Source organism: Coprococcus ammoniilyticus, from assembly GCF_025567345.1.
Taxonomy (GTDB): Bacteria; Bacillota; Clostridia; order Lachnospirales; family Lachnospiraceae; genus Coprococcus; species Coprococcus ammoniilyticus.
Genome location: NZ_JAOQJS010000005.1, coordinates 121,913 through 144,559 on the forward strand (window position 1 = coordinate 121,913; position 22,647 = coordinate 144,559).

Annotated in this window: 22 protein-coding genes; all 22 read right to left on the reverse strand. The window is 39.1% G+C overall.

All coding sequences use genetic code 11. The features are described 5' to 3' along the window. Positions 1-117: 117 nt before the first annotated feature. Positions 118-1,893, reverse strand: a complete 1,776-nt coding sequence (gene thrS, locus OCV60_RS08835) for a threonine--tRNA ligase (RefSeq protein ID WP_021944954.1) — start codon at positions 1,891-1,893, stop codon at positions 118-120. 448 nt (positions 1,894-2,341) lie between these two features. After that, entirely contained in the window at positions 2,342-3,142 is an 801-nt protein-coding gene (locus OCV60_RS08840; RefSeq protein WP_008402696.1) for an SDR family NAD(P)-dependent oxidoreductase, read from the reverse strand. A 107-nt stretch (positions 3,143-3,249) separates the two neighbouring features. Then, complete coding sequence (locus OCV60_RS08845; protein ID WP_262530128.1) at positions 3,250-4,431, reverse strand: GGDEF domain-containing phosphodiesterase; 1,182 nt, start codon at positions 4,429-4,431, stop codon at positions 3,250-3,252. A gap of 64 nt (positions 4,432-4,495) precedes the next feature. Continuing rightward, positions 4,496-4,816 (reverse strand): hypothetical protein, encoded by a 321-nt coding sequence (locus OCV60_RS08850; RefSeq protein WP_262530049.1) that lies wholly within the window; start codon positions 4,814-4,816, stop codon positions 4,496-4,498. A 193-nt stretch (positions 4,817-5,009) separates the two neighbouring features. After that, the gene (locus OCV60_RS08855) at positions 5,010-6,098 is read right to left on the reverse strand and encodes an MFS transporter (RefSeq protein WP_262530050.1); all 1,089 of its coding nucleotides are present in this window, start codon (positions 6,096-6,098) and stop codon (positions 5,010-5,012) included. 257 nt (positions 6,099-6,355) lie between these two features. Further along, on the reverse strand, positions 6,356-7,258 hold the full coding sequence (locus tag OCV60_RS08860) for a sensor histidine kinase (protein ID WP_008402701.1): 903 nt from the start codon (positions 7,256-7,258) through the stop codon (positions 6,356-6,358). A 220-nt stretch (positions 7,259-7,478) separates the two neighbouring features. Beyond that, positions 7,479-8,306 carry a metallophosphoesterase gene (locus OCV60_RS08865; RefSeq protein WP_262530051.1) on the reverse strand — a complete coding sequence of 276 codons (828 nt, stop codon included), beginning with the start codon at positions 8,304-8,306 and terminating at the stop codon, positions 7,479-7,481. Between the two features lie 162 nt (positions 8,307-8,468). Continuing rightward, positions 8,469-9,248 (reverse strand): amino acid ABC transporter ATP-binding protein, encoded by a 780-nt coding sequence (locus OCV60_RS08870; protein WP_008402704.1) that lies wholly within the window; start codon positions 9,246-9,248, stop codon positions 8,469-8,471. A 12-nt stretch (positions 9,249-9,260) separates the two neighbouring features. After that, on the reverse strand, positions 9,261-9,947 hold the full coding sequence (locus OCV60_RS08875) for an amino acid ABC transporter permease (protein ID WP_008402705.1): 687 nt from the start codon (positions 9,945-9,947) through the stop codon (positions 9,261-9,263). 52 nt (positions 9,948-9,999) lie between these two features. Further along, positions 10,000-10,791, reverse strand: coding sequence for a transporter substrate-binding domain-containing protein (locus tag OCV60_RS08880; protein WP_262530052.1), 792 nt, complete (start codon positions 10,789-10,791; stop codon positions 10,000-10,002). A gap of 113 nt (positions 10,792-10,904) precedes the next feature. After that, positions 10,905-12,872, reverse strand: a complete 1,968-nt coding sequence (locus tag OCV60_RS08885) for a hypothetical protein (RefSeq protein ID WP_262530053.1) — start codon at positions 12,870-12,872, stop codon at positions 10,905-10,907. A 96-nt stretch (positions 12,873-12,968) separates the two neighbouring features. After that, positions 12,969-13,316, reverse strand: a complete 348-nt coding sequence (locus OCV60_RS08890) for a hypothetical protein (RefSeq protein WP_117785668.1) — start codon at positions 13,314-13,316, stop codon at positions 12,969-12,971. Positions 13,317-13,564: 248 nt separating this feature from the next. Further along, the gene (locus OCV60_RS08895; protein ID WP_262530054.1) at positions 13,565-15,202 is read right to left on the reverse strand and encodes a PspC-like choline-binding domain-containing protein; all 1,638 of its coding nucleotides are present in this window, start codon (positions 15,200-15,202) and stop codon (positions 13,565-13,567) included. Between the two features lie 27 nt (positions 15,203-15,229). Continuing rightward, entirely contained in the window at positions 15,230-15,592 is a 363-nt protein-coding gene (locus OCV60_RS08900) for a hypothetical protein (protein ID WP_117822099.1), read from the reverse strand. Positions 15,593-15,598: 6 nt separating this feature from the next. After that, complete coding sequence (locus OCV60_RS08905) at positions 15,599-15,913, reverse strand: hypothetical protein (RefSeq protein ID WP_117822100.1); 315 nt, start codon at positions 15,911-15,913, stop codon at positions 15,599-15,601. 72 nt (positions 15,914-15,985) lie between these two features. After that, complete coding sequence (locus tag OCV60_RS08910; RefSeq protein WP_147340233.1) at positions 15,986-16,393, reverse strand: hypothetical protein; 408 nt, start codon at positions 16,391-16,393, stop codon at positions 15,986-15,988. A 458-nt stretch (positions 16,394-16,851) separates the two neighbouring features. Then, positions 16,852-17,250 carry a 30S ribosomal protein S9 gene (gene rpsI / locus OCV60_RS08915; RefSeq protein WP_008402708.1) on the reverse strand — a complete coding sequence of 133 codons (399 nt, stop codon included), beginning with the start codon at positions 17,248-17,250 and terminating at the stop codon, positions 16,852-16,854. A gap of 17 nt (positions 17,251-17,267) precedes the next feature. Next, the gene (gene rplM / locus OCV60_RS08920; protein ID WP_008402709.1) at positions 17,268-17,702 is read right to left on the reverse strand and encodes a 50S ribosomal protein L13; all 435 of its coding nucleotides are present in this window, start codon (positions 17,700-17,702) and stop codon (positions 17,268-17,270) included. A gap of 212 nt (positions 17,703-17,914) precedes the next feature. Continuing rightward, a complete protein-coding gene (locus OCV60_RS08925) occupies positions 17,915-19,060 on the reverse strand; it encodes a glycoside hydrolase family 3 N-terminal domain-containing protein (RefSeq protein WP_173783783.1) in 1,146 nt (381 codons plus the stop codon). Further along, positions 19,053-19,790 (reverse strand): tRNA pseudouridine(38-40) synthase TruA, encoded by a 738-nt coding sequence (gene truA / locus OCV60_RS08930; RefSeq protein WP_118616357.1) that lies wholly within the window; start codon positions 19,788-19,790, stop codon positions 19,053-19,055. The genes OCV60_RS08925 and truA overlap by 8 nt, the downstream gene beginning before the upstream one ends. Positions 19,791-19,805: 15 nt before the next feature. Further along, entirely contained in the window at positions 19,806-20,606 is an 801-nt protein-coding gene (locus OCV60_RS08935) for an energy-coupling factor transporter transmembrane component T family protein (RefSeq protein WP_118616355.1), read from the reverse strand. Between the two features lie 107 nt (positions 20,607-20,713). Beyond that, the gene (locus OCV60_RS08940) at positions 20,714-22,642 is read right to left on the reverse strand and encodes an ABC transporter ATP-binding protein (protein WP_262530055.1); all 1,929 of its coding nucleotides are present in this window, start codon (positions 22,640-22,642) and stop codon (positions 20,714-20,716) included. Positions 22,643-22,647 lie beyond the last annotated feature (5 nt).

The window sequence follows — 22,647 nt, forward strand, 5'->3', positions numbered from 1 at the left end:
AGTATTGATACATTATAGCATGCGGTTACCCATACATCAAGTGCCGGTTTCTGATATTTTAAAGGATCTGCCACCGGAAATCTGTTTCCGGCGGCTTATCCTTATTTGTACTCTGTATTACTTGGATGCGGCAGGATTTAACTTCTTGGTCTTGATCTCATCCTGAAGCATTGCAAGGAACTCATCCATAGGAACAGTTGTTGTCTTCTGCTCACCATGAAGTCTGTAGCTGACAGTCTTATCATTTACCTCATTCTTACCAAGGATGATCAGATACGGAACCTTCTCAACCTGGGCAGCTCTTACACGATAGCCAAGCTTCTCTGCACGTTCATCGATCTCAACACGGATGTTGTTGTCATCTAAGAAATCATACAGCTCATGTGCATATGCATTTAATTCCTCATCCTCATTCTTTACAGGAAGGATTCTGGCCTGTACCGGTGCTAACCAAAGTGGCAGATTTCCTTTTGTCTCCTCCAGAATGTATGCCATGAAACGATCTAAGGAACCAAGGATTGCTCTGTGAAGAACGACAGGAGTCTTCTTTGTACCATCCTTATCAATATATGTCAGGTTGAATTTTGCAGGAAGACAGAAGTCAAGCTGGCATGTAGATAATGTATATTCATTTCCGATCGCCGGCTTAACATTTACATCAAGCTTTGGACCATAGAATGCTGCTTCACCGATCTCTTCTGTGTATTCGATACCGATATCATCCAACACTTTACGGAGTGCGTCCTCCGCTGTATTCCACATCTCATCGTCATCATGATATTTCACCTTATCCTCAGGATCTCTTAAGGACAGAACACAACGATAATCTGTGATATTGAAATCCTTATAGGTGTCGAAGATCAAGTCAACAACCTGCTTGAATTCAGATTCAATCTGCTCCGGTGTTACAAACAGATGGGCATCGTTCTGACAGAAATGCCTGCCTCTCTCGATTCCTTTTAAAGTACCACTGGCTTCGAAACGGAAATCATGTGCGATCTCGCCGATACGAATCGGAAGATCTTTATAGGAATGCATTTTGTTTGCATAGATCATCATATGATGCGGGCAGTTCATTGGACGAAGCACGAAAGACTCACCCTCAACTTCCATTGCAGGGAACATATTGTCTTTGTAATGATCCCAGTGACCGGATGTCTTATAAAGATTTACCGTACCAACACAAGGAGTCATAACATGACGGTAGCCAAGCTTTCTTTCCTTGTTCTTGATATAATTTTCAAGCTCCTGCCATACGATATAACCCTTTGGAAGGAACATAGGAAGTCCACGTCCAACCAGATCATCTGACATGAACAGATTCATCTCTTTACCGATCTTTCTGTGGTCACGGTCTTTTGCTTCCTCTAATAACTTCAGATGTTCTTCCAGTTCTTCTGCTGTAGGGAAGCATACACCATAGATTCTCTGCATTACATGGTTCTTGGCATCACCCTTCCAGTATACACCGGAATATTTTACTAACTTGAAGTTCTTACATAATTTTGTGTTATCAACGTGTGGTCCGCGACAGAGATCTGTGAAATCTCCCTGATCGTAAACTGTAATATTTCCATCCTCTAAGCCTTCGATCAGATCCAGCTTGTAGAAATCATCCTTGAACATTTCAAGTGCTTCTGCCTTTGTAACTTCACGTCTGTAAATCTTCTTGCCCTCTTTACAGATCTTCTTCATTTCTTTTTCGATAGCTGCGATCACATCATCGTTTACAACATCATCGCCAAGGTCGATATCATAATAGAAACCTTCTTTTACAACCGGTCCAACCCAGAACTTTGCATGTGGATACAAATGCTTTACGGCCTGTGCCATAACATGGGCGCAGGAATGATTGAGAGTATTTAATCTCTCGTCTGCTTTAAAATCTACCATTTTCTTGTTTCCTTTCTTTTACCTGAACTGACATCCCACCCGATGGTACAATGTCCGATAATTATTTGTACAGGAATCCTTCTGTTTCTTTGTCTATTGCACAAAAAACGCCCCTGTACAGACGTTTTTTCATCTATACAAGGGGCGATTATAATTCTTATATCGCGGTTCCACCCTTTTTATTTCCTGTGGAAATATCTCATTCATGACGATAACGGAATCACCGGACCGGATTAGGGCCGCTCAGAGCTGGTCTTCCTGAATGACTCCTCTAAGATACTTCCACCAAATGTATCTCTCTCTGTAGATTCTTCGTTCAGTACTGTTCTCATCAACACGTTATTCAAAGTATATTTCAACTGTTCCGCACTGTCAAGTAGCTTTTTCCGGTTTTATTATCATTTTTTTCTTATTGAATGATCTAAAGATTTTCCGTTAATACCTAAGACTATGGTCTCTGTCCAAGTCCGCCTTCCAGAGTGATCGTCTCTCCTGTCATATATTTGAAATCAGGGGATGCAAGCTGTACACATACACGTCCGATCTCAAGCTCTGAATCACCGAAATGACCCATCGGAGGTGTATGAACATTCTTGTCAAATGCATCCGGATATGCATTCTTGAACTGCTCTAACTGTGCTGTCCATGCAAGCGGGCAGATGATATTTACATTTACGCCATCCTTTGCCCATTCTGTTGCTGCAACTCTTGTAAGTCCACGAATTCCTTCTTTTGCTGCTGCATACGCACACTGTCCAAAGTTACCGAACAGACCTGCGCCGGATGCGAAGTTGATAACGGATCCCTTGCTCTCTTTCAGATATGGATAGCACGCTTTCATATAATAAAAGGTTGCATACAGTCCGGAATATAATGCCAGATTAAACTGATCTGTTGTATGGTCAGCAAGCGGAACACCGGATGCCGATGCCTGTGCATTATTAACCAATACATCGATACTGCCAAATGTATCGATCGTCTGCTTTACAACATTTGCAACGACTGCCTCATTATCCGCACCGGCAGATACATCTGCTGCAACAGCCAGAACCTTTATACCATATAAGCGTTCCAGTTCTTCCTTTGCATCTTCCAACTTCTTCACATTTCGTCCTGTGATCACGACATTTGCGCCTTCTTTTGCATATGCTGTAGCGATACCGTAACCGATCGAACCACATCTGCCATCACTTAATACGGCACGTCCTCCACCTGTGACAATAACTGTTTTACCTGTTAAAAATCCCATTTTCTGTTTTCTCCTTATATTATTTGAAATCCGATACCTTCAGACTGCTTTCCGGCCTTATACAAATGTCCCAGTCCGTTTGTATCATATATAATGCTCATTATCTTCTATATCTTTCGATCATATCCTCCCACTGACAGCCTGCTTTCAAATGCACTCTGTTCTAATGGTTTATCATACAGATAGCCCTGTGCATGGTTACAGCCAAGTTCCAGAAGAAATCTTGCCTGCTCCTCCGTCTCAACTCCCTCGGTTATGACATTCAGATTCAACTGTCTTGCCATCTGAATGATACTCTTAATAATGATCTGATCCTGTGTTGAAAATGCCTCATGATTGATAAATGACCGATCAATCTTAATCTCGTTTACCGGGAAATCCCGAAGAACACTCAAGGTCGAACAGCCTGTACCAAAGTCGTCAATCGATGTCGCAATGCCTGCTTCTGACATATTTCTGATAAAGTCATACAGATCCTTCTGTTCACTCGCTTCTGTCGTCTCTGTTACTTCTATGATGATATACTTTGGATCAATATCATACTCTTTTATGATCCTTATAATTCGTTCCGCCAACATCCGTGGATCATGCCCAACCCCGGAAATATCATTTCTCGATATATTCACAGATATCGGAACAAGCTTATACCCTTTCTCAATCCATTCATTTATAGCCTCACATACCCGCTTCAGGATATACAGATCCAGATGAATGATAAATCCATTCCTCTCCATGGTCGGAATAAACCGAAATGGTTGTATCACTTCTCCGTTACGAATCCATCTTGCAAGTGCCTCTGTACCTACGATCTGACCTGTCCGGATATCAACCTTCGGCTGATAATACACCTGAAATTCCCGTTTCTCCAACGCCTCAGGAAGCATCTGTTCCATCCGCTGAACATCTACTGTTTCTTCCAGCATCTTGTCCGTTAAAAACGCATACGGGAGCTTGTGCTGTCTGGCATAACTGACGGCAATCGACAAACCATTCATAATATTTCTGGGATCTCTGTCCTTTGCCGTTATCTCATAGGCACCTGCCGCTGCCGCTATATATACCGGAACGACCCGTCCCATATACTTTGCTGTTACCTCAACCTTTTCCAGAAGATGAAGGAACTCTGCCGTTCTGCTTTTCTTGACCAGCGCCATGAAATTATCTCCGCCCAGATGCGCCAGTGTCTCGTCCTCTGCCAGCCATTTTCTGACAGCGACTGCATAACGCTTGATCATCAGATCACCTTCTGCACCACCATACTTATAGCTGAGCAGTCCAAAGCTTTTCAGGTTAAAATAAAAGCCGTTGTAATGACAGAAGGAGCAGAGCTATATCTTCTTTTTCTTCCTCGCTTCATTCTACATTTTCATATGGGAATGCCGTAAGCTCACAATATCCGTTTTCTACCGCTTGAAATGTCTTCTGATATTTGCCTTTCTCGGAATACAAACCATCCCCGGCATAGAATACATCATGACGATCTTCAGCCTGTACAGATTTGATATTTGCCTCAATGTGCAAATGTCCCGCTACCCTGCCGATCTTAAGCCGCTCAGCCAGAGGTTCGATCGCCTTTTTGAATCCATCAAATGAATTCTCAAACTGTAATAATTCCTGTACATACAGTTCTATATCTTTTTTCTTAATTCTCTCTCTGATATCATCCACTGTCACGGGTGATCCTCCCTCTCATCTTTACTACTCTATACTCCGAAAATTATTATTTTACATACAAACAATCATGTGTTTATTATAACATGCTTTTCTCTTTTATGGGAAAAAAGATAGTTTTTTGATAGATTTTGAACAGGTTGGAAATCACATGACAGGCGTTATTTCTTATATGACAAATATACAGGTGTTACAATTACCACCATGAAAATAGAATACCTGTAAGCGGTGACAACACGATCATGATCATGGAAAATGTAAAAGATTCCATAGAGATCAATGTTGCCCTCTGTTCCGAAGGGAACATATTCTGAAGTATCGTATTTGTTCTTACCTGTAATGCATCATCACTAAATGCCGCAATAAATCCACCTAATGTCATAATCACATAATTACCAGAATGTTCCACTGCTATACCAAGAAGAACAAGGAATCCGGTTAATACAAATACTGTTCTGTACCGTAAACGATCACACAACAGAATCACCCTTGCTCCAAGGATTCCTCCAAGTTCCATAATAAAGAGTGCCATTCCAAGCAAGGCATTTGGGATTCCACTCTCCGGCAGCTTAGCCTGTAAGAAAAATAACAGTAAAATATCCCCTGCTCCTACCAGCGAATTTACCAACATCAAAACTATTGCTCTCCTTGCATCCTTTAGAAACTGAATACTTTCCCACCAGCAGTCAACCAATGCACGGACAATTGTATTTGCCTTATGATCCCTGTGTTCTCTATGTTCCCATATTCTATTTAAAACAAATATCTGAATCAGACACATTAAAATATCCGTTCCATATGCGGCTCTATAACCAATGTATAACGCAAATCCTGCACACAAAGTTGATATTCCATTACACAAACGGTATATACTCAACTGATCTGATTCATATTTTGCATAATAGGATTCTTCTCCATAGATTTTTAAAGAATCATATGCTAAAGCATCTCCCGATCCTGATGAAAAATTGTAACTCATCGCATGAAGTGCAATAGACAGACATATCGTAAACAAATTCCCTGATGCGATCATAACAACATTTGCAATCATTCGTAAAATACTGCTCACAATCAACATATTTTTTCTTCCAAATACATCCGCAAATATTCCTGACGGTATCTCAAAAATAATGCTGGTTACATGAAAGACCGTTTCCACAAAACCTATTTCGACCAAACTATATCCTCTGGCAGCCAATATTGCCACCCAAGCCCCTGTTAAAGATAAATTTCCAAGGACGGATGATGTGTATAAATATCCTATTTGTTTTCTAATTGTGTTCATAAAAAAATCTCCTTATCTATTTTTCTTAAATGGATAAGGAGATAGTGTACTTTTTTATTACGTTTTATATCATTGTTCTGATATATGACTTGTTCTAAAAAAAGGCGCACTATCCCCGTAAGGAACACATGTATAACCTTTTTTCAGTTGTAGATTTGTCATTTTCCAGAACATAATCTTAATCCTTTCAATATCAACTCATAGAATTGTACGGTTAGGATAGCATATCCTGCCTTCATTTGCAAGGGTATAAAAACTCACTTTATTCGCAGCATTACCGAAAACTGCTTATCTTTTACCTCTGCTGAAACCACATGCCCCAGCTTATCGGCCAGGCATTTTACAACATATAAACCAAGTCCTGCGCCTTCCTCCCGGCGGGAATTGCCACGGTAGAAGGCGTCAAATACATGGTCGATATCGATCTCATTGTCAGCCTCTATGTCATTCGTGAATGTAATGGATACTCCGTCCGCATCCTGTTGTAAGCAGACGCTGATTCTGGTATCCGCATATTTTCTGGCATTAGAAAAGAAATTTGTAAATATCCGGTTCAGCACTTTCTCGTTGCTCTGAACCCAGACTACACTTTCCGGTATGTCAAATGCTGCCTGAATCCCGGACTCCTGAATCCATTCATACTGCTCCAGCACAAGTGCTGTCAAAGTTCTTGCCACATCTATATTCCTGATGTCAATGGCTTCATCCTTTGCCTCTGCATAAGATACCTCAAAAAATGCATCCGACAACACACGGAGATACTCTGTCTTTGCGATCGCGATATCCAGATATTCCATATCCCGGTCGTCTATGCGTCCACCTTTTTTCATCAACTGCAGATATCCTTTTACTGCTGTAAGGGGTGTTCTGAAATCATGAGAAATGCCTGCGATCACATTTTTCAGTCTGGTTCTGTCCTGCTCCAGCGCACGGTTTCTCTCCTTGATCTGATCCGAATAATCATTTAACGCTTTTGCAAGAGCTACGATGTCACGATCAAAATATTCCACATGGATCTCCTGATCCACTCCTCCATGCAAGCGTTTCTGAAGCTTGGCTGCAAATATCCGCATCTGTCTTTTATATTGTATCAAACGTATAAAAAGGACTGCTGCCAGTAAAAGCAACAGTCCTGAAATTATGATATACCATTTATCCATGTATACAAATTCTCCTCAGGCTATCAAAGATCCAACACCCTAATTGAACCATCTTTTCTTATAGCTATTATATGATAACACATATGATTTCTATGTATTCCCGGTCGTCATATTTCTTTATCTTTGTCCGGTTTCCGCCATATATTCACAGATGAGATGATTGATCTCTCTGTCATCTTCAATCACAAGTAGCTTTGGCATATTGTTTCTCCATAAATCGTTAGTTTTTACATCTAAGCTCTACGCACACAACCTCCGGATAATTGAACAGGCGAACCGGAATTATGCTGTTGCCAAGTCCCCTGCTGACTATCATTTCTGTATCTGCGCGGTTATATTTTCCTGATGTGTATTCCGGTAAAAATCCCTGATCGGGTGCAACGATCCCCCCGACAAATGGAAGTCTGATCTGTCCTCCATGTGCATGTCCGGTCAAGACAAGATCAGCTCCGGCATTTGCATAGTTCTGAAGGTACTGTGGCTCATGCGCAAGTACGATGGATAATTCATTTTTCTGCTCCTGAAGCAGATTCTTTAATGTCTCATCACTCAAATGCTGATCATCTAACCCGATCAACATGAAAGAGGAATCCCCTTTCTCAATGCAGACGGCTTCATCATCCAGATCATATGCTCCGGCAGCAAGGATCCCCTGCATCATCTGTTCATTTTCCGATGGATCAAGCCAATATTCATGGTTGCCGGTCACATAATATACCGGTGCGATCTTCACTGCTTCTTTCACAAATGCTACCGCACGTTCTACATTTGTATGATTGGAGTCCACCAGATCCCCGGTAATAACGATGATATCCGGCGAACAGCTTCGTATGGTTTCTAACAGCTTCTTATTCTCTTTTCCAAATGCAGCATTGTGCAGATCCGATATCTGTACGATCCGGTATCCATCGAGATCCGCACCAAGCTTTTCTGATTCATATGTATATGTAGTGATTACCAGATGCTTATTCTGATACAGACAAAACGGAATCAAAATAATGATTATAAGCATCAGAATCAGGATCTTTTTGTGTGGTATTTTTTTCATTTTCATCTATTCACGGTCACAAATAACCGCTCCCATCTTTTATCTATCGTCTTTACCCTGCGATACTTCCTGCCTGTAATATTTTGATACAAAAAATAACGCACGACAAATCTTATTCCTCTTATAGGATATAAAATCATTTGTCGTGCGTCAAATAAATAATTATGAATATGATGACAAGAACTGCTTCGTACGTTCCTGTTCCGGATTGTCAAATACCTCTTCCGGTCTGCCCTGCTCAAGTATATATCCATCATCCATGAATATAACCTGACTTGCCACGTCTCTTGCAAATGCCATCTCATGAGTGACAATTATCATCGTTGTCTTTTTCTCTGCAAGATTTCTGAGAACCTTCAGCACTTCGCCGGTAAGCTCAGGATCAAGAGCTGATGTCGGCTCATCAAAACACAAGATATCCGGTTGCATAGCAAGTGCTCTTGCGATCGCAACTCGCTGACACTGACCGCCTGATAACTGATGTGGATAATTGTTCATCCGGTCTCCCAGTCCCATCTGACGCAGAAGATCTTCGCCCTGTACTCTTATCTCATCCAGTATGTTCTTTTTATTTGCCTTATAGTCCGGTCTTTCCTTTGCCAGAAGCTCTCTTGCCAGCATAACATTCTGAAGTGCTGTATACTGTGGAAACAGATTAAATGACTGAAACACCAGTCCAAAGTGCAACCGCTTCTTCCGAACCTCTGACTCCTTAAGTGTCTCCGGCTTATCCGTATCGAGAAGGATCTCATTATTTACACGGATAATTCCGTTATCCGGCATTTCAAGGAAATTCAGGCAGCGAAGCAATGTAGTTTTACCGCTTCCTGATGATCCTATGATCGACAGAACCTCTCCCTGCTCTAATGAGAAGCTGATATCCTTAAGTACATCGGTCTTACCAAACTTCTTTTTTATATGTTCAACCTCTAATATCGCCATACAGCTCCTCCTCTATCTGAAGAAATCCAGTTTCTTCTCTAATTTTCCAAGTAAAACAGTAAGTACACCATTCCAGATCAGATAATAGAATGCGCAGAAGAACAATGGCCATATCGCACCTGAGATTCCCTGTGAACCTTTCATGAACGCCTGTCCTGCCCAGATAATCTCCTGCAACGCAATGATACGTGCAAGTGATGTATCCTTAACCAGCGTAATGATCTCGTTGGACATTGCAGGTACGATCTTCTTTATCATCTGAAGAAGCTTAACCTTGAAGAATATCTGTCTTGGAGTCATACCAAGCACCAGACCTGCTTCCTCCTGTCCAACAGGAATTCCCTGAATTCCTCCACGATATATCTCTGAAAAATAGCAGGCATAATTCACGATAAACGATACCGATGCTGCCACAAATCTTCCGCCTTCGCCACCACCCCAAATCGGGTTATGGAATACAAGTCCCGGAAAATAATAGATAATAAGCATCTGGATCATCAGAGGTGTGCCTCGAACGATCCACACGATAAATTTCATAAGATAGCTAAGTGGCTTAAACTTTGACATAGAGCCAAATGCTATCAAAAGTCCCAATGGAAATGCACCAAGCAAGGTCACAAAGAACAATTTTAAAGTTTGAATAAATCCTGTATTAAGCGCCCCAAGTACAATTGGGAGCTGTTCAAAAAACAAATCCATAATAATTTTCTCTCTAAGTAATAATCAAAATAACCGTCTTATAGTCTGTTAATTACTTTGTAAGTGCTGCCTGTACCTTGTACTTCTCTGCACATTTCTCCATAGATCCATCAGCCTTGCTGTCTTTGAAAAACTTGTTAAGCTCTGCTGCAAGATCAGAATCTTTTCTGAAACCTACACCATATTCCTCACTGTTAAGTCCTACTGTATATGTAAGATTTGCATAGCCTGTGCCTTCTCCTACCATAGCTGCTGCCATAAGGGAATCGATAATTGCTGCATCAGATGTTCCTGCTGCAACTTCCATAAGTGCATCTGACTGTGCCTTAACTGCTGTATAATTAAGTCCAAGTTCCTTTGCCTGACCTTCTCCGGCACTTCCTGCTTCTACAGCAAATGTAAGTTCCTTAATGCTGTCTACTGTCTGGTACTGATCTGCCTTGTCCTGTGGCACTATTACTACCTGTGCATTGTTGCAGTATGCATCAGAACATGCCATTGAGCTTGTAACCTCGTCTATAAGTGTCATACCGTTCCATACACAGTCGATTGTCTTACCATCAAGCTCCATGATCTTGTTGTCCCAGTCTATCTCTACGAATTCTGCTTTCACGCCGATGCTCTCAGCAAATGCGGATGCCATGTCTGCATCAAATCCAATCCAGTTACCTGAGTCGTCTTTGTAATCCATTGGTGCGAAATCTGTAACACCAACAACAAGAGTTCCCTTTTCCTTTACATATTCCAGATCACTCTTTGAGTCATTTGATGAATCCTTCTTTCCACAGCCAACCATAGAAAGTCCCATTACTGCTACTAAAACCAGTGCTACTAACTTTTTCATGATTATTTCCTCCTGAATATAATTAAAAAGATATATGCCTGCCCCTTCCGGGCGCAACACGATAACATAGTAACAGTTTATCATAATAAAGTCAAACGTAATCTTGTGGTTTATTATGGTAGCAGTATTATTTCTTTAATTGGTAGCAATTCTTTTTGTATTTCCTTATTTTCATCTTCTGTAAATAATAAGCTATTATATATATTTGCTTTACCACGTAATAAACTTCGTAAAATCATATAACTACATAAGCCAAAATTATTTCTTATGCCTTTATCACCTAATTCCTTAAATTCATGATACATAACAGAATCAAAATTAACAAAAAGAGATTTACACAACCACTTAATAAATTTCGGATATATAAAATGCGAAACATAGGACTCCTCTATCTTTTTAATTATTTCATCTATATATCTATCATCATTAAGCTCACCTAAGATATTCTTATATATCAACTTATTTATCTTCTCTCCCCAAATCTTATATGCGCTAACTGACATATAATCTTTTCCAGATCTTTCTGCATAAGCTAAACCAAAGATTAAAGCGACAACGACATCATTATTATTAAGTAAAGATAATAACCAGCTAAGCTGAAAATCTGAAATATTATTGCCACTCATAATTTCTTTATAACTGCATTTTTTAGCTTCATTTATAATATATTTATATTGATCACAATAATTTGATTTTAATATATTACAAAACTCCTTTGTAAAGTTATTATTTCTATTCTCACATTTCAAGATATAATCAAATATGTATTCAAACACCTTTGAAATATAATTCTTCAAATCATGACGAAGATTAAGGGTATTAAAAATTATATATATATCATTATTAAAATTTAATTCTTCATACATTTCTTTCTTCTTACACATTTCAATTAAAACAGCAATTATGCGAGATATACATATATTTCCTACCATTTTACTATCCCTAAATATCATTTCATTTGAGCAATCATCTTCAAATAAATCCTTATAAATCTTTTTAATATCTTCATCTTCGATCTTGTTTATAAATTTATCCTCTAAATCAGTAACTCCTATTAAATCATTGTTAATAATTTTACATATTGCTAAAAATGAATACTTATAATACGATGACTGTTTTATACTATTCCATTTTTTTACATAGTAACTTTTTAATTTTTTTAAATATTTTTTGAGTGAACGAACTTTTATTTTTTTTATATAGGGATTTTTAATTTTACAAATTGACTTAATAAGATCATCAATTTTTATAAATATTTCATCTACACAATCGTTTTCTGCGTTAAAGACATGGTTTAAATATTCATTAAACTCATCTTGTGTATCTGTTACCTCGTTAGCTCTCCTAAATATATATCTCATTAGGTTATATACATTTATCTGGTTATAAAAATTATAAAACCGTTCAACACTATTATTTAATGCGTTTTTAAAATAATTTCTGTATTCTTTTTCGACTTCTAACTCTATTATATTTTTTGTCATCTCATTCCTAGCAGCATAAAAATTACTTAATCTAAATTTATTTTTAGTAATATCAATGGATTCAATCAGAATTGCGGCAAAATAAATACACACTACAACAATAATAGACACCCAAATACAATATAAATTATTTTCCTTCTTCTTGATAAAATCAATAAAATTATTCAATATCGTATATTCATAATGATAGTTGGTTGCTATTCTTAAACATGATATTATGAATATAAGCCAAAGAAATAATTTAATATTCATTTCATATAATCTTTTTATCCAAAAATTATTGTACAAATTTCTTTTTAAGTTATATCCAAAATAAAATTTTTCCTTATTATTAGATTCTACTGTCACACTTTGTAAAAAAGATACAATAAATGTCAATACAGTAACCATCCCTGCCGAAAAAAGAAACATATCTTTTCCGCTTAATTTATGTATATTTGTTTTTTCTAATAAAACATATAAAACTACTATAAAAATACATGAAATGTTTTTTATTGGATGTAACACAATATCAATAAAAAACATAATTAGTTGCCCCAGTCTATAAATAAGGTCGCAAAGCACATTTTTAATTTTTTCTTTTATATTTCTTAACATAAATAATCCTCCTTTATATGACATATATTATCATTTCTTGTTCATTGTTTAAATAAATTATGTGTTTGTATAAGAAAATAATCTAACCCTTTATTTCTAATAATCACCCCCTTTACAACAAAAATTGTCCACCTTTCGCCGATATCGTACAATAAAAGAATTGTAAGCCTTACCATCACAGGATAATACAAATGCGCCTACTTCATCTTTGCAGGAAGCATCTTTGTATACCTCATATACAATACCTGTTACATCTTCTCCTTTCTTATCAGATTCCGGCAGTTTTGCTTCGATCTTGACATATCCTGTCTGATCAGCATCTCCCGGTGTTGCAATTTCAGCAGCCGATGATGAACCAAAGCTGCTTGGAATGACTGTCACTACCATAAGTGCAGCCATGATTGTGGATATGATTCTTTTCCACTGTCTTTTCATTTTGAACATCTTTCAGTCCTCCTTTGAAAATAATATTTTTATTTATAAAAAAAGGACGAGTGTCAAAGCACCATATCTGGAAGAATCTTTATCATTCCTCCGGCAGCTATGACCATCGTCCTTGTTATATTCAATTTTGTGCAATAAAAAACCTCCACATTTCTGTAGAGGTCTTATATCGTTCTATTGAACTGATTCTATCATATCACACCTGAAATCCCATTTCCAGGTTTTCTTGGTTTTCTTGGTTCTGGAAATTACTTATACGATACTCCAGCAGTAACCTTATCCTGCTCATTTCCATTAATGTCAACAAGCACTCCACTTTTGTTTGGTGTGTAAATTAACTCTCCATTCTTATTAACTACATGCTCTGTCATGATATCCCCACATTCAGTACATTTATATGTTTGATCCCACTCTGACCATTCTTTTTCTACTACTTCTTCTACGTCTGCATAGACTGCATCGTGATGCTCATAGCGTAAAAGTTTCTTTATGAGATGATTTCCACCATGATTATTGGCTTTGTGATGCTCTAGTAATTCCTCATAAGTCTCGTATGCGCATTCCTGATCGTCAATTCCCCTTCTACTACAAGAATTACATACATACCAAGGTTCTTCACTATAAATTGGTTCATCGTAAGCATCTCGGATCTTCTTGTTGACTGTCTTGGTAACTGCAGCATGTTCTTTATAATTGGTCTTAACCGGTGACAAACTACTGTTCATAACCACCTTCCACTTACATACATGAGACTGCTGCTCTTGATTGCCATTCGTACCAGAATTCTGTTCTCCATCATTACCGGATCCATCACTATTATCGGAACCATTTTCAGTTACCTTTGTACATTTTCCCGATGCGTCAACCGTATACTTTACTCCATTGACTGTAACTGTTCCATTCTTCTTGATATTGCCGTTATTTGTAACGTAATAGGTTTGCTTATTGCTACCAGATCCAACCTTATAAGCTCCTTTTGTGGTAACTGGTTCGTTTGTGTCCGATCTAACAATTTTGTTGCCGGATTTTTTTAATGTCACTCTCTTTCCATCTTTATTAAATACATTTATATATCCACCTACTGTAACAGTCGTTTTGATCTGCACCTTGCCGTTCTTTACAAATACAGACCCATTCCAACCATTTTTCATAAGCTTATCGGATACCTTACCTACGGATGTGATCTCATAAGTTCCCTTTGCTGTTTCCTTATAAAGAACCGAGCCTTTTGTTCCTACATAGTATCCCCTTGGATTCGTTATACTGGACAACTTAGCACCCGAAACACGTTTCCAACCTGTTTTACGCACGATCTTATCTTCTGACACATAAAATGCTTTCTTTCCGATGGTAATAATCTTTCCATTATACTTTTCTAGGGACTGTTTCTTAAACTGACCATTACTCCACTTCTGATAATTTCCACCGGTAATTTTAAGAGATACTACACCATTACTATTTACATAGTACGCATACTTACCGGCTATCTTTTTCCATCCAGTTTTTTTCTCAATGTTCCCATTTTTATTCACATAAAAAGCTTTACCTTTGATGGTCTTTGTACTATTCTTCTTCACTGGCTGCTTCTTAAACTGACCATCACTCCACTTATAATATTTTCCTTTAGTGATCTTTACAGTAACATTACTTTTCGATCCAACATAGTAAGTGTATTTTCCGGCAACTTTCTTCCAGCCAGTCTTTTTATCCATTTTTCCGGATGCATTCACATAATAATATTTTCCATCAACTTTCTTGATCGTGTTGGTTGTTGCATATATTTCTGCATTCGTTGCTGCGGATACTGTCATACCGGAAAACATAGACAGGATCATACATGCAGCTATTAACAAAACAACTAATCTTTTACCCTTATTCTTCATCATAGTAACCACCCCTTTTTCTTACCTACTCTATCTACTTCTATGCTTTGGTTTCATTTTTTGTGTCAGCTCCTGCTTAGCGAATCTTCCTGGCGTTCCATCATACTCAAATTGCTTTGACAGGGAATGTACCTTGAATACATCCGCTTGATGAATCTCCCGGAAGCACTTTGTCAGATATGGATACTCCCATATCAAATCATTTAACAAATGCATAACCTGTGTTGTGCTTAACGGCTTTTTACTCATATAGACACTACCTTCTATATGCTCCCATCCTTCCTTTTCCAGGAATTTTCGAACATCTAAATATGCTTTGATGTAATTATTCTTTCCAAGTATAGCCTTTGCAACCTTTGTGTCAATATCAAATGATAATTGTTTTCTCCTCATATTCCACTACCCTACATATCGTCTTTCATGCTGACGAATCCATGATCTGGATTCCTCTATACAGTTCTCTTTCTCTCCGTCTACATCAAGTGTCCATTCATCCAGATAATCTAGATAATGTACATCTTTTCTTGTAATTTTAGGAATATACATGCCGATTACACACAAGGCATCCTCTCCATCTTTCACAAAGAATCCCGGCTCCGGCTCTGCGATCTCATATTTTTTAGCATGATCCCGCATTGGGGCAAGCATTTCATCCTCGGTCTTTCCTGCCTGTTTTAACTTATCTTGGTTAAATACAAATCGTAATGTTACCATCTATTCTCCTTTCCGGCTTTTTTATTTGCATATATGCTCACTTCACAATATGATCCATGGTATACTTTTATCTCACTCATTTCTATCATCCTCCCGGATCTTGTCGATCGCTGCTTTAATACTTAGTGTATGCAATGGATCAAACTCATCTAGTATCTTACAGACATCATACTTTTGCATGATTTCTTTACCAGAAATGCCATACAAAAAATGCCAGTAAGTTATTAGATATCCAAACCAATACGCATCATCTTCATATAATGGACTATCTGCGTCTTTCGCCGGTAAATTATCCTGGTATTCTTTTTCAAATGTTCTTAAAATATAAGATTTCGCCTGCGAACATAATGTCTCGTCAAAATCAAATACCGCCTGGCAGGTATTTGAAAAGCACCATTTCTTTATAAACTGATAACGATTATATTTTCTATCATGCATTGCAATCGAAAATACCTGACCAATCTTTTCTATTAATTTCAATTCAAAAATTCCATTATTCATCACCCTATGCCATTAAAGATATCTAATTGCCTACAGACTACCTGTTCAATAGTAATTCACTTTTACCATTTTTTATAAACAATCCTTCCATACCAGTTAATATGCAAAACACACTATAAGCTATTATGATATCTATTCTATCATAGTTCACACAAAAAAACACTCCAGAACACAAATTCCAAAGTGTGTAATATACTTTTCTAAAGTGTCATATTCTGCTTTGAATTGTAAGTCTTCTGGTCAAAGTCCAAGCCGGAATTACGAAAGAATATAAAAAAGCGTCTTGCACAAGACACCTTGTAGAGTGTTACTAGTGTGTTACTAGTAATTAATTTCTGATGTGTTTCAGGGGTGTTTCTGCTCCTATACAAAATAAAGAAAACCCGCAGAAATACTTGATTCCTGCAGGTTCTTGAAATATTGAATATAATTGTTCCTTATCTCTTTGAGAACTGTGGAGCACGACGAGCTGCCTTTAAGCCGTACTTCTTTCTTTCCTTCATACGAGGATCTCTTGTAAGGTATCCGGCCTTCTTGAGGATTGGTCTGTATTCTTCTGAATCAGCCTCAAGTAATGCTCTTGAAATACCATGTCTGATAGCACCGGCCTGACCTGTGAATCCGCCGCCCTTTACGTTAACCATAACGTCGAACTTACCATCTGTACCTGTAGCAACTAATGGCTGCTTAACGATAACTTTCAGTGTATCAAGTCCGAAGTACTCGTCCATATCTTTCTTGTTGATTGTGATCTTACCAGTACCTGGAGCGATATAAACTCTGGCGATACTGCTTTTTCTTCTTCCTGTTCCATAGAACTTAGTTGTTTTAGCCATTGATGATATCCTCCTTCTTAGTACTTAATCTCTAAAACTTCTGGCTTCTGAGCCTGCTGCTTATGATCAGGTCCAGCGTATACATAAAGCTTTGTAATCATATCTCTTCCAAGTGGTCCCTTTGGAAGCATTCCCTTAACTGCTAAACGGATAACATCCTCTGGCTTCTTAGCCATCTTCTCTTTTAATGTAGTCTCTTTCATTCCGCCTACATAATCTGAGTGGTTGTAGTAGATCTTCTGATCCATCTTCTTACCGGTAACCTTGATCTTGTCTGCGTTTACTACTATTACATAATCACCTGTATCGATATGTGGTGTAAATGTTGGCTTGTTCTTTCCTCTTAAAATGCTTGCTATCTCTGATGATAAGCGTCCTAAAGTATGTCCTGTAGCGTCAACTACATACCACTTTCTTTCTATTGTTGATGGGCTTGCCATAAAGCTCTTCATCGTGGTACCTCCTAAATTATTTTCTAAAATATTAATATGGTATATCCTCAAATACGTTGTTTACCGGGGCATTGGTTCACACCGTATCTTTAAACTTCACACATTTGGACATTATACAATACTCATCCGTGTGTGTCAATAAACTTTCTTTATTTTTTCAGGCGTTTTTCTTTATTTTTCAGCATTCATCTGCCATTTCGCATTCAAATATGCTATCTATGTCTGACCGCAAATCTTCCGTTCATACCACGGCGGTATTTCATCATGAGAATTCTTTTGACAGATGCATTGATCCGTTTTTTCGATATCCGCTTTGTCTTGTAAGCCCGAAGCAATGCCTGATATGTTTCTTTATAATGCTCCGTGCAGAGAAGATCGTCTCCTGCCTGAACTGCTCTGACAGCACTCTCACCCTCACTTCCGGTAAAGCTCCGTACTCCTGCCATCGACAACGAATCCGTAACGATCACACCTTTAAATCCCATTGTATTTCTAATGTATTTGTTTACCTTCGGTGATATAGATGCCGGATTTTTAGAATCAAAACAATGTACAATATTATGGCTTACCATGATCATATCACATCCCGACCGGATTCCCGCCTGAAATGGCTTCAGATCCCGGTTCTTGAAGCTACTATAGCTCCGATAATCATGGATCAGGTTTGTATGCGTATCCCCATTATTTCCATAGCCCGGAAAATGTTTTAATGAGCTGATCATATCCTCTTGTTTCATGTTATTCACCACAAGATTGATATATCTGGAAGTATCCGCTGCATTTGTAGAAAAGCTTCTATTGTAAATAAAGTTACTCGAATCATATGCAACATCGGCAACCGGTGCAAGATTCGTATTGATTCCAAGCTTTTTCAGAAACTTCGCTTTATCCTTCGTATCCTTTACTATACCATTCCATCCGCCTGCAGAAAATACTGTCCTCGGCGAAGCATATGGTGTGGATCGGAACTGACGGTATCTGGATGCTCTTACTACAGCTCCGCCTTCTTCATCCACTGCGATCAACATCGGAATCTTTGACGCTTTCTGAATTCCATAGATCCGATTTCTAAGTTTCTCCGGTGTACTGTTTTCAAAATCTTCCCCAAACAAAACATATCCGCCAAACTGATATTGTTTCTGGATATTTGCAGCATTTTTAGCAGGAGCCTTCACCAGGATCATCTGGGCTATTTTCTCCTCCCAGCTCATTTCCTTCATCCTGTCAGCTACACGTTGTTTTATATATTTGTCATTATCTTCATAATATCCGGCATGTACATCTGTGCCTGTGTCCATACATATAACAGTCAGACATAAAAGCACACTCATACATATACAAACGATTCTTTTATTCATATCGGATCTCCACCAGTGTCAAGCCTTTCGCTACTGCTGTCGGTCCTGCCTTGCTTCGGTCTCTCGCTTCCAGGATCTCCTTCACCTGCTCCGGCTCCATCAGCCCGGTTCCGACCTGCATCAAAGTTCCTGCAATGATCCTTACCATGTTATATAAGAAGCCATTTCCCGTGATCCTGATATGAACCATGTCATCCGCTTTCGTCACATTTACCGCATAGATCGTCCGAACCGTCGTCTGCACCTGTGCACCTGCAGAACAGAAGCTCTTAAAATCATGTTCACCAACCAGATACGCCGCCGCCTGATTCATCCGCTCTATATCCATCGGATAGTAGCAAAATGCCGCATATAACCGTTTTGTCGGCAGTTCAAACCGCCGGTTCAATATATTATATTCATAGGTTTTTACTGTATCTGCATACCTTGGATGAAAGTCTGCATCCACCTCGCAGGATTCCTGAATCCGTATATCCTCCGGAAGCCGCTGATTTAACGCAAATGAAAACTTATCCCCCGGTATCCGGGATTCAGTGTCAAATACTGCCACATTTCCACAGGCATGTACACCAGCATCCGTCCTGCTGGCTCCGATCACCTTGATATCTTCCTGCACCAGCTCGCTGATCGTCCGATTCAGCACTTCCTCTATCGTTATTCCGTTGTCCTGTACCTGCCAGCCATGATAGTTCGTACCATCATAGGCTACTACTAATTTTACTCGTTTCATTTTCCCGGTTTCCTGTTATAAAAATATCTTCATCAAGATCAATCCTACCACATATACCACCAGCAGACCATATGCAAATGCATCTTTTTTACTATATCTCAACGGTTTCATGCTGGTACGGCATTCGCTTCCGTGATAACATCTGGCGTCCATCGCATATGCCAGATCGGTTGCACGTCGGATCGCAGATGCAAATAACGGAATAAATATCTGGGTATAACTTCGTATCCGTTTGAAAATATTTCCATTTTCAAAATCGGCTCCACGCGAAAGCTGTGCTTTCATAATTTTGTCCAGTTCTTCCATCAGAATCGGAATAAATCGAAGCGTGATTGAAAGCATCAATGCCATATCCGATACCGGAACACGAAAGATCTTCAGAAATCCAAACAACTTCTCCAACCCTGCCGTAAGTGCCAATGGAAGCGTTGTATATGTCATGATCGATGAACCAATGATCAGATATACGAAACGAAATACTACAATTCCTGTTGTCTTTAAGCTGCCGGTCGTGATATGAAATCTCCAGATACTGACCAGAACCCTTCCATCACCGTTAAACAGACTGAAAAATGCTGTAAATAATATAAACGCCCAAACAACCTTAAGTCCCCGGCAGATAAAAGAAAGTGGAACACGACTTAATGCCACATACACAATAAGAAATGCTGTTGCAGCAAGAAAAGTCCACAAATCCCTGCACCAGAAGATCGTAACCGCATATACAATCGTGAGCACCAGTTTTGTTCTGGCATCCAGCTCGTGAATCGGTGATCTGGTATTATAATATTGTCCGATCGTAATGTCTCTTACCATGCTTCTTTCCTCTATGTTATCTGATAACTATCCACTTTCTTATGCTACGTTCATGTTTTGAAATGTCACCATTCATCTCTATAGCTTCATTAATTTTATATCTCTTCTTATATATTCTTTAGCTCGCTAAGCTCGTCGATCACGCCCGCCATGCTTCTTGCTGTGAGCCTGATCTCCGGCAACAATGCCTCCCGGAATATCGCCATTTCCGGCATCTCTAAGCCCAGTTTTTCTACCATCTCCGGCGTTCCAAATGCCTGCTCTACTGCTCCATCATAGACCAGCTTTCCCTGTCCCATAACCAGTATACGATCTGCAATCTCATACACATCCTTCATGTCGTGTGATACAAAGATTACAGTTATATTCCGTTCTTCATGTAATCTGCGGATCAGTGCAAATAATTCCCGTTTGGATTTCGGATCCATGCCGGCAACCGGCTCATCGAGAATAAGAATCTCCGGCTTATATGCAAGGATTCCTGCAAGTGCTACACGCTTCTTCTGTCCGCCTGAAAGGTCAAACGGAGAATATTCAAAATATTCCTCTGATATATTCACAAGTGCCAATGCTTCCCTTGCCGCCTGTTCTGCTTCTGCTTTCGACATCCCGAAGTTCAATGTGCCATACATTACATCCGCTAACACCGTACTTTCAAATAACTGATACTCCGGATACTGAAACACAAATCCAATCTTCTTCCGCAATTCTTTCAGATTCTTCGTCTTTCCTACATCAATTCCATCAACCTTAAGTGTTCCCCCCATCGGACGGTAAATACCATTTAACATATATAACAGCGTACTTTTCCCGGAACCGGTCTGTCCTGCCACCGCAAGGATCTCTCCTTTTCTGATCTGAAATGACACCTGCTCTACCGCAGGAACCAGTACCGCACCATCCTTATAAGAATACTCCAGATTATCAGCCTCGACCAAGATATCTTTTTTTATCCCGGCATCCAATAACATACCATTGTGTTCTTCTCTATCCATGTTATTTCTATTATCAAGGATATCCTCATGTATTCCATCCTCATTTTTACTTGATGGTATATCTTTCTGCGCCGAATTAAAATGTTCTGCTACTTCTTGTCTGTTTACAAAAGATTTTCCATCACACAAACATGCCTTTATCCTGTCCGCAGCATCCTGTACCGACAAGAGCCCCTCTTTTCTATCAACCAACGCACTTTTTACGTCTTCATCCAAATCTTTGACAAATTTCTTATCATCGGAATAATCTACTTTCAACTCATGCAACAGCTTATATGGCAATAAACTGTCAAGACCAAGCTGCTCTAACTTCTCTACCTGTGGATAAATCTCATATGGTGCGCCAATCAACTCTACATTTCCATCATCCATTACATAGATCTGATCTGCCCGAACCGTTTCCTCCATTCGATGTGTGATCATAATGACCGTGATGCCAAACTCCCGGTTCAAATGATATAAGGTATCAAGTATCTGTCTGCTTCCCACAGGATCGAGCATGGCAGTTGCTTCATCCATAACGATACATTCCGGTGACATGGCCATCACAGATGCGATTGCCAGTCTTTGCTTCTGTCCACCGCTTAGATGTGATACATTTCGTTCCAGATATGCCTCCATCCCTGTCAATCGAAGTACTTCGTTGATTCGCTCCCATATCTTCTCTGCCTGGAAGCCCAGATTTTCCAAACCAAATCCTACATCTTCCGCAACCGTATTTCCTACCATTTGGTTGTCCGGATTCTGAAAGATCATCCCGACTGCACGACGGATGGCCAGCAGATCACCTTCCCGGCTCGCATCTAATACATCAGAATCTCCCTGTATCCATACCGTTCCCTGATTTGGTGCATATAAGCCATTCAGGTGTCTGGCAAATGTTGACTTTCCCGAACCGTTACGTCCAAGAACGGCAATGATCTGTCCCTTATGGGCATCAAAATCCATATCCTTCACAGCCCATTTTTCACCTGTAACATTTCCATCCTTGTCCTTGATATTAAATTTATGTCCAAGCTTTCTCACCTGAATAAAACTCATGTACA

Coding starts and splice junctions, on each gene's coding strand:
- OCV60_RS08840 (WP_008402696.1), bottom strand. CDS start 3,142: ATGGGATTTTTAACAGGTAAAACAGTTATTGTCACAGGTGGAGGACGT.
- truA (WP_118616357.1), bottom strand. CDS start 19,790: ATGAAACGAGTAAAATTAGTAGTAGCCTATGATGGTACGAACTATCAT.
- OCV60_RS08890 (WP_117785668.1), bottom strand. CDS start 13,316: ATGTTCAAAATGAAAAGACAGTGGAAAAGAATCATATCCACAATCATG.
- OCV60_RS08865 (WP_262530051.1), bottom strand. CDS start 8,306: ATGAAAAAAATACCACACAAAAAGATCCTGATTCTGATGCTTATAATC.
- OCV60_RS08885 (WP_262530053.1), bottom strand. CDS start 12,872: ATGTTAAGAAATATAAAAGAAAAAATTAAAAATGTGCTTTGCGACCTT.
- OCV60_RS08895 (WP_262530054.1), bottom strand. CDS start 15,202: ATGATGAAGAATAAGGGTAAAAGATTAGTTGTTTTGTTAATAGCTGCA.
- rplM (WP_008402709.1), bottom strand. CDS start 17,702: ATGAAGAGCTTTATGGCAAGCCCATCAACAATAGAAAGAAAGTGGTAT.
- OCV60_RS08940 (WP_262530055.1), bottom strand. CDS start 22,642: ATGAGTTTTATTCAGGTGAGAAAGCTTGGACATAAATTTAATATCAAG.
- OCV60_RS08875 (WP_008402705.1), bottom strand. CDS start 9,947: ATGGATTTGTTTTTTGAACAGCTCCCAATTGTACTTGGGGCGCTTAAT.
- OCV60_RS08905 (WP_117822100.1), bottom strand. CDS start 15,913: ATGGTAACATTACGATTTGTATTTAACCAAGATAAGTTAAAACAGGCA.
- OCV60_RS08880 (WP_262530052.1), bottom strand. CDS start 10,791: ATGAAAAAGTTAGTAGCACTGGTTTTAGTAGCAGTAATGGGACTTTCT.
- OCV60_RS08870 (WP_008402704.1), bottom strand. CDS start 9,248: ATGGCGATATTAGAGGTTGAACATATAAAAAAGAAGTTTGGTAAGACC.
- thrS (WP_021944954.1), bottom strand. CDS start 1,893: ATGGTAGATTTTAAAGCAGACGAGAGATTAAATACTCTCAATCATTCC.
- OCV60_RS08935 (WP_118616355.1), bottom strand. CDS start 20,606: ATGGTAAGAGACATTACGATCGGACAATATTATAATACCAGATCACCG.
- OCV60_RS08855 (WP_262530050.1), bottom strand. CDS start 6,098: ATGAACACAATTAGAAAACAAATAGGATATTTATACACATCATCCGTC.
- rpsI (WP_008402708.1), bottom strand. CDS start 17,250: ATGGCTAAAACAACTAAGTTCTATGGAACAGGAAGAAGAAAAAGCAGT.
- OCV60_RS08900 (WP_117822099.1), bottom strand. CDS start 15,592: ATGAGGAGAAAACAATTATCATTTGATATTGACACAAAGGTTGCAAAG.
- OCV60_RS08860 (WP_008402701.1), bottom strand. CDS start 7,258: ATGGATAAATGGTATATCATAATTTCAGGACTGTTGCTTTTACTGGCA.
- OCV60_RS08925 (WP_173783783.1), bottom strand. CDS start 19,060: ATGAATAAAAGAATCGTTTGTATATGTATGAGTGTGCTTTTATGTCTG.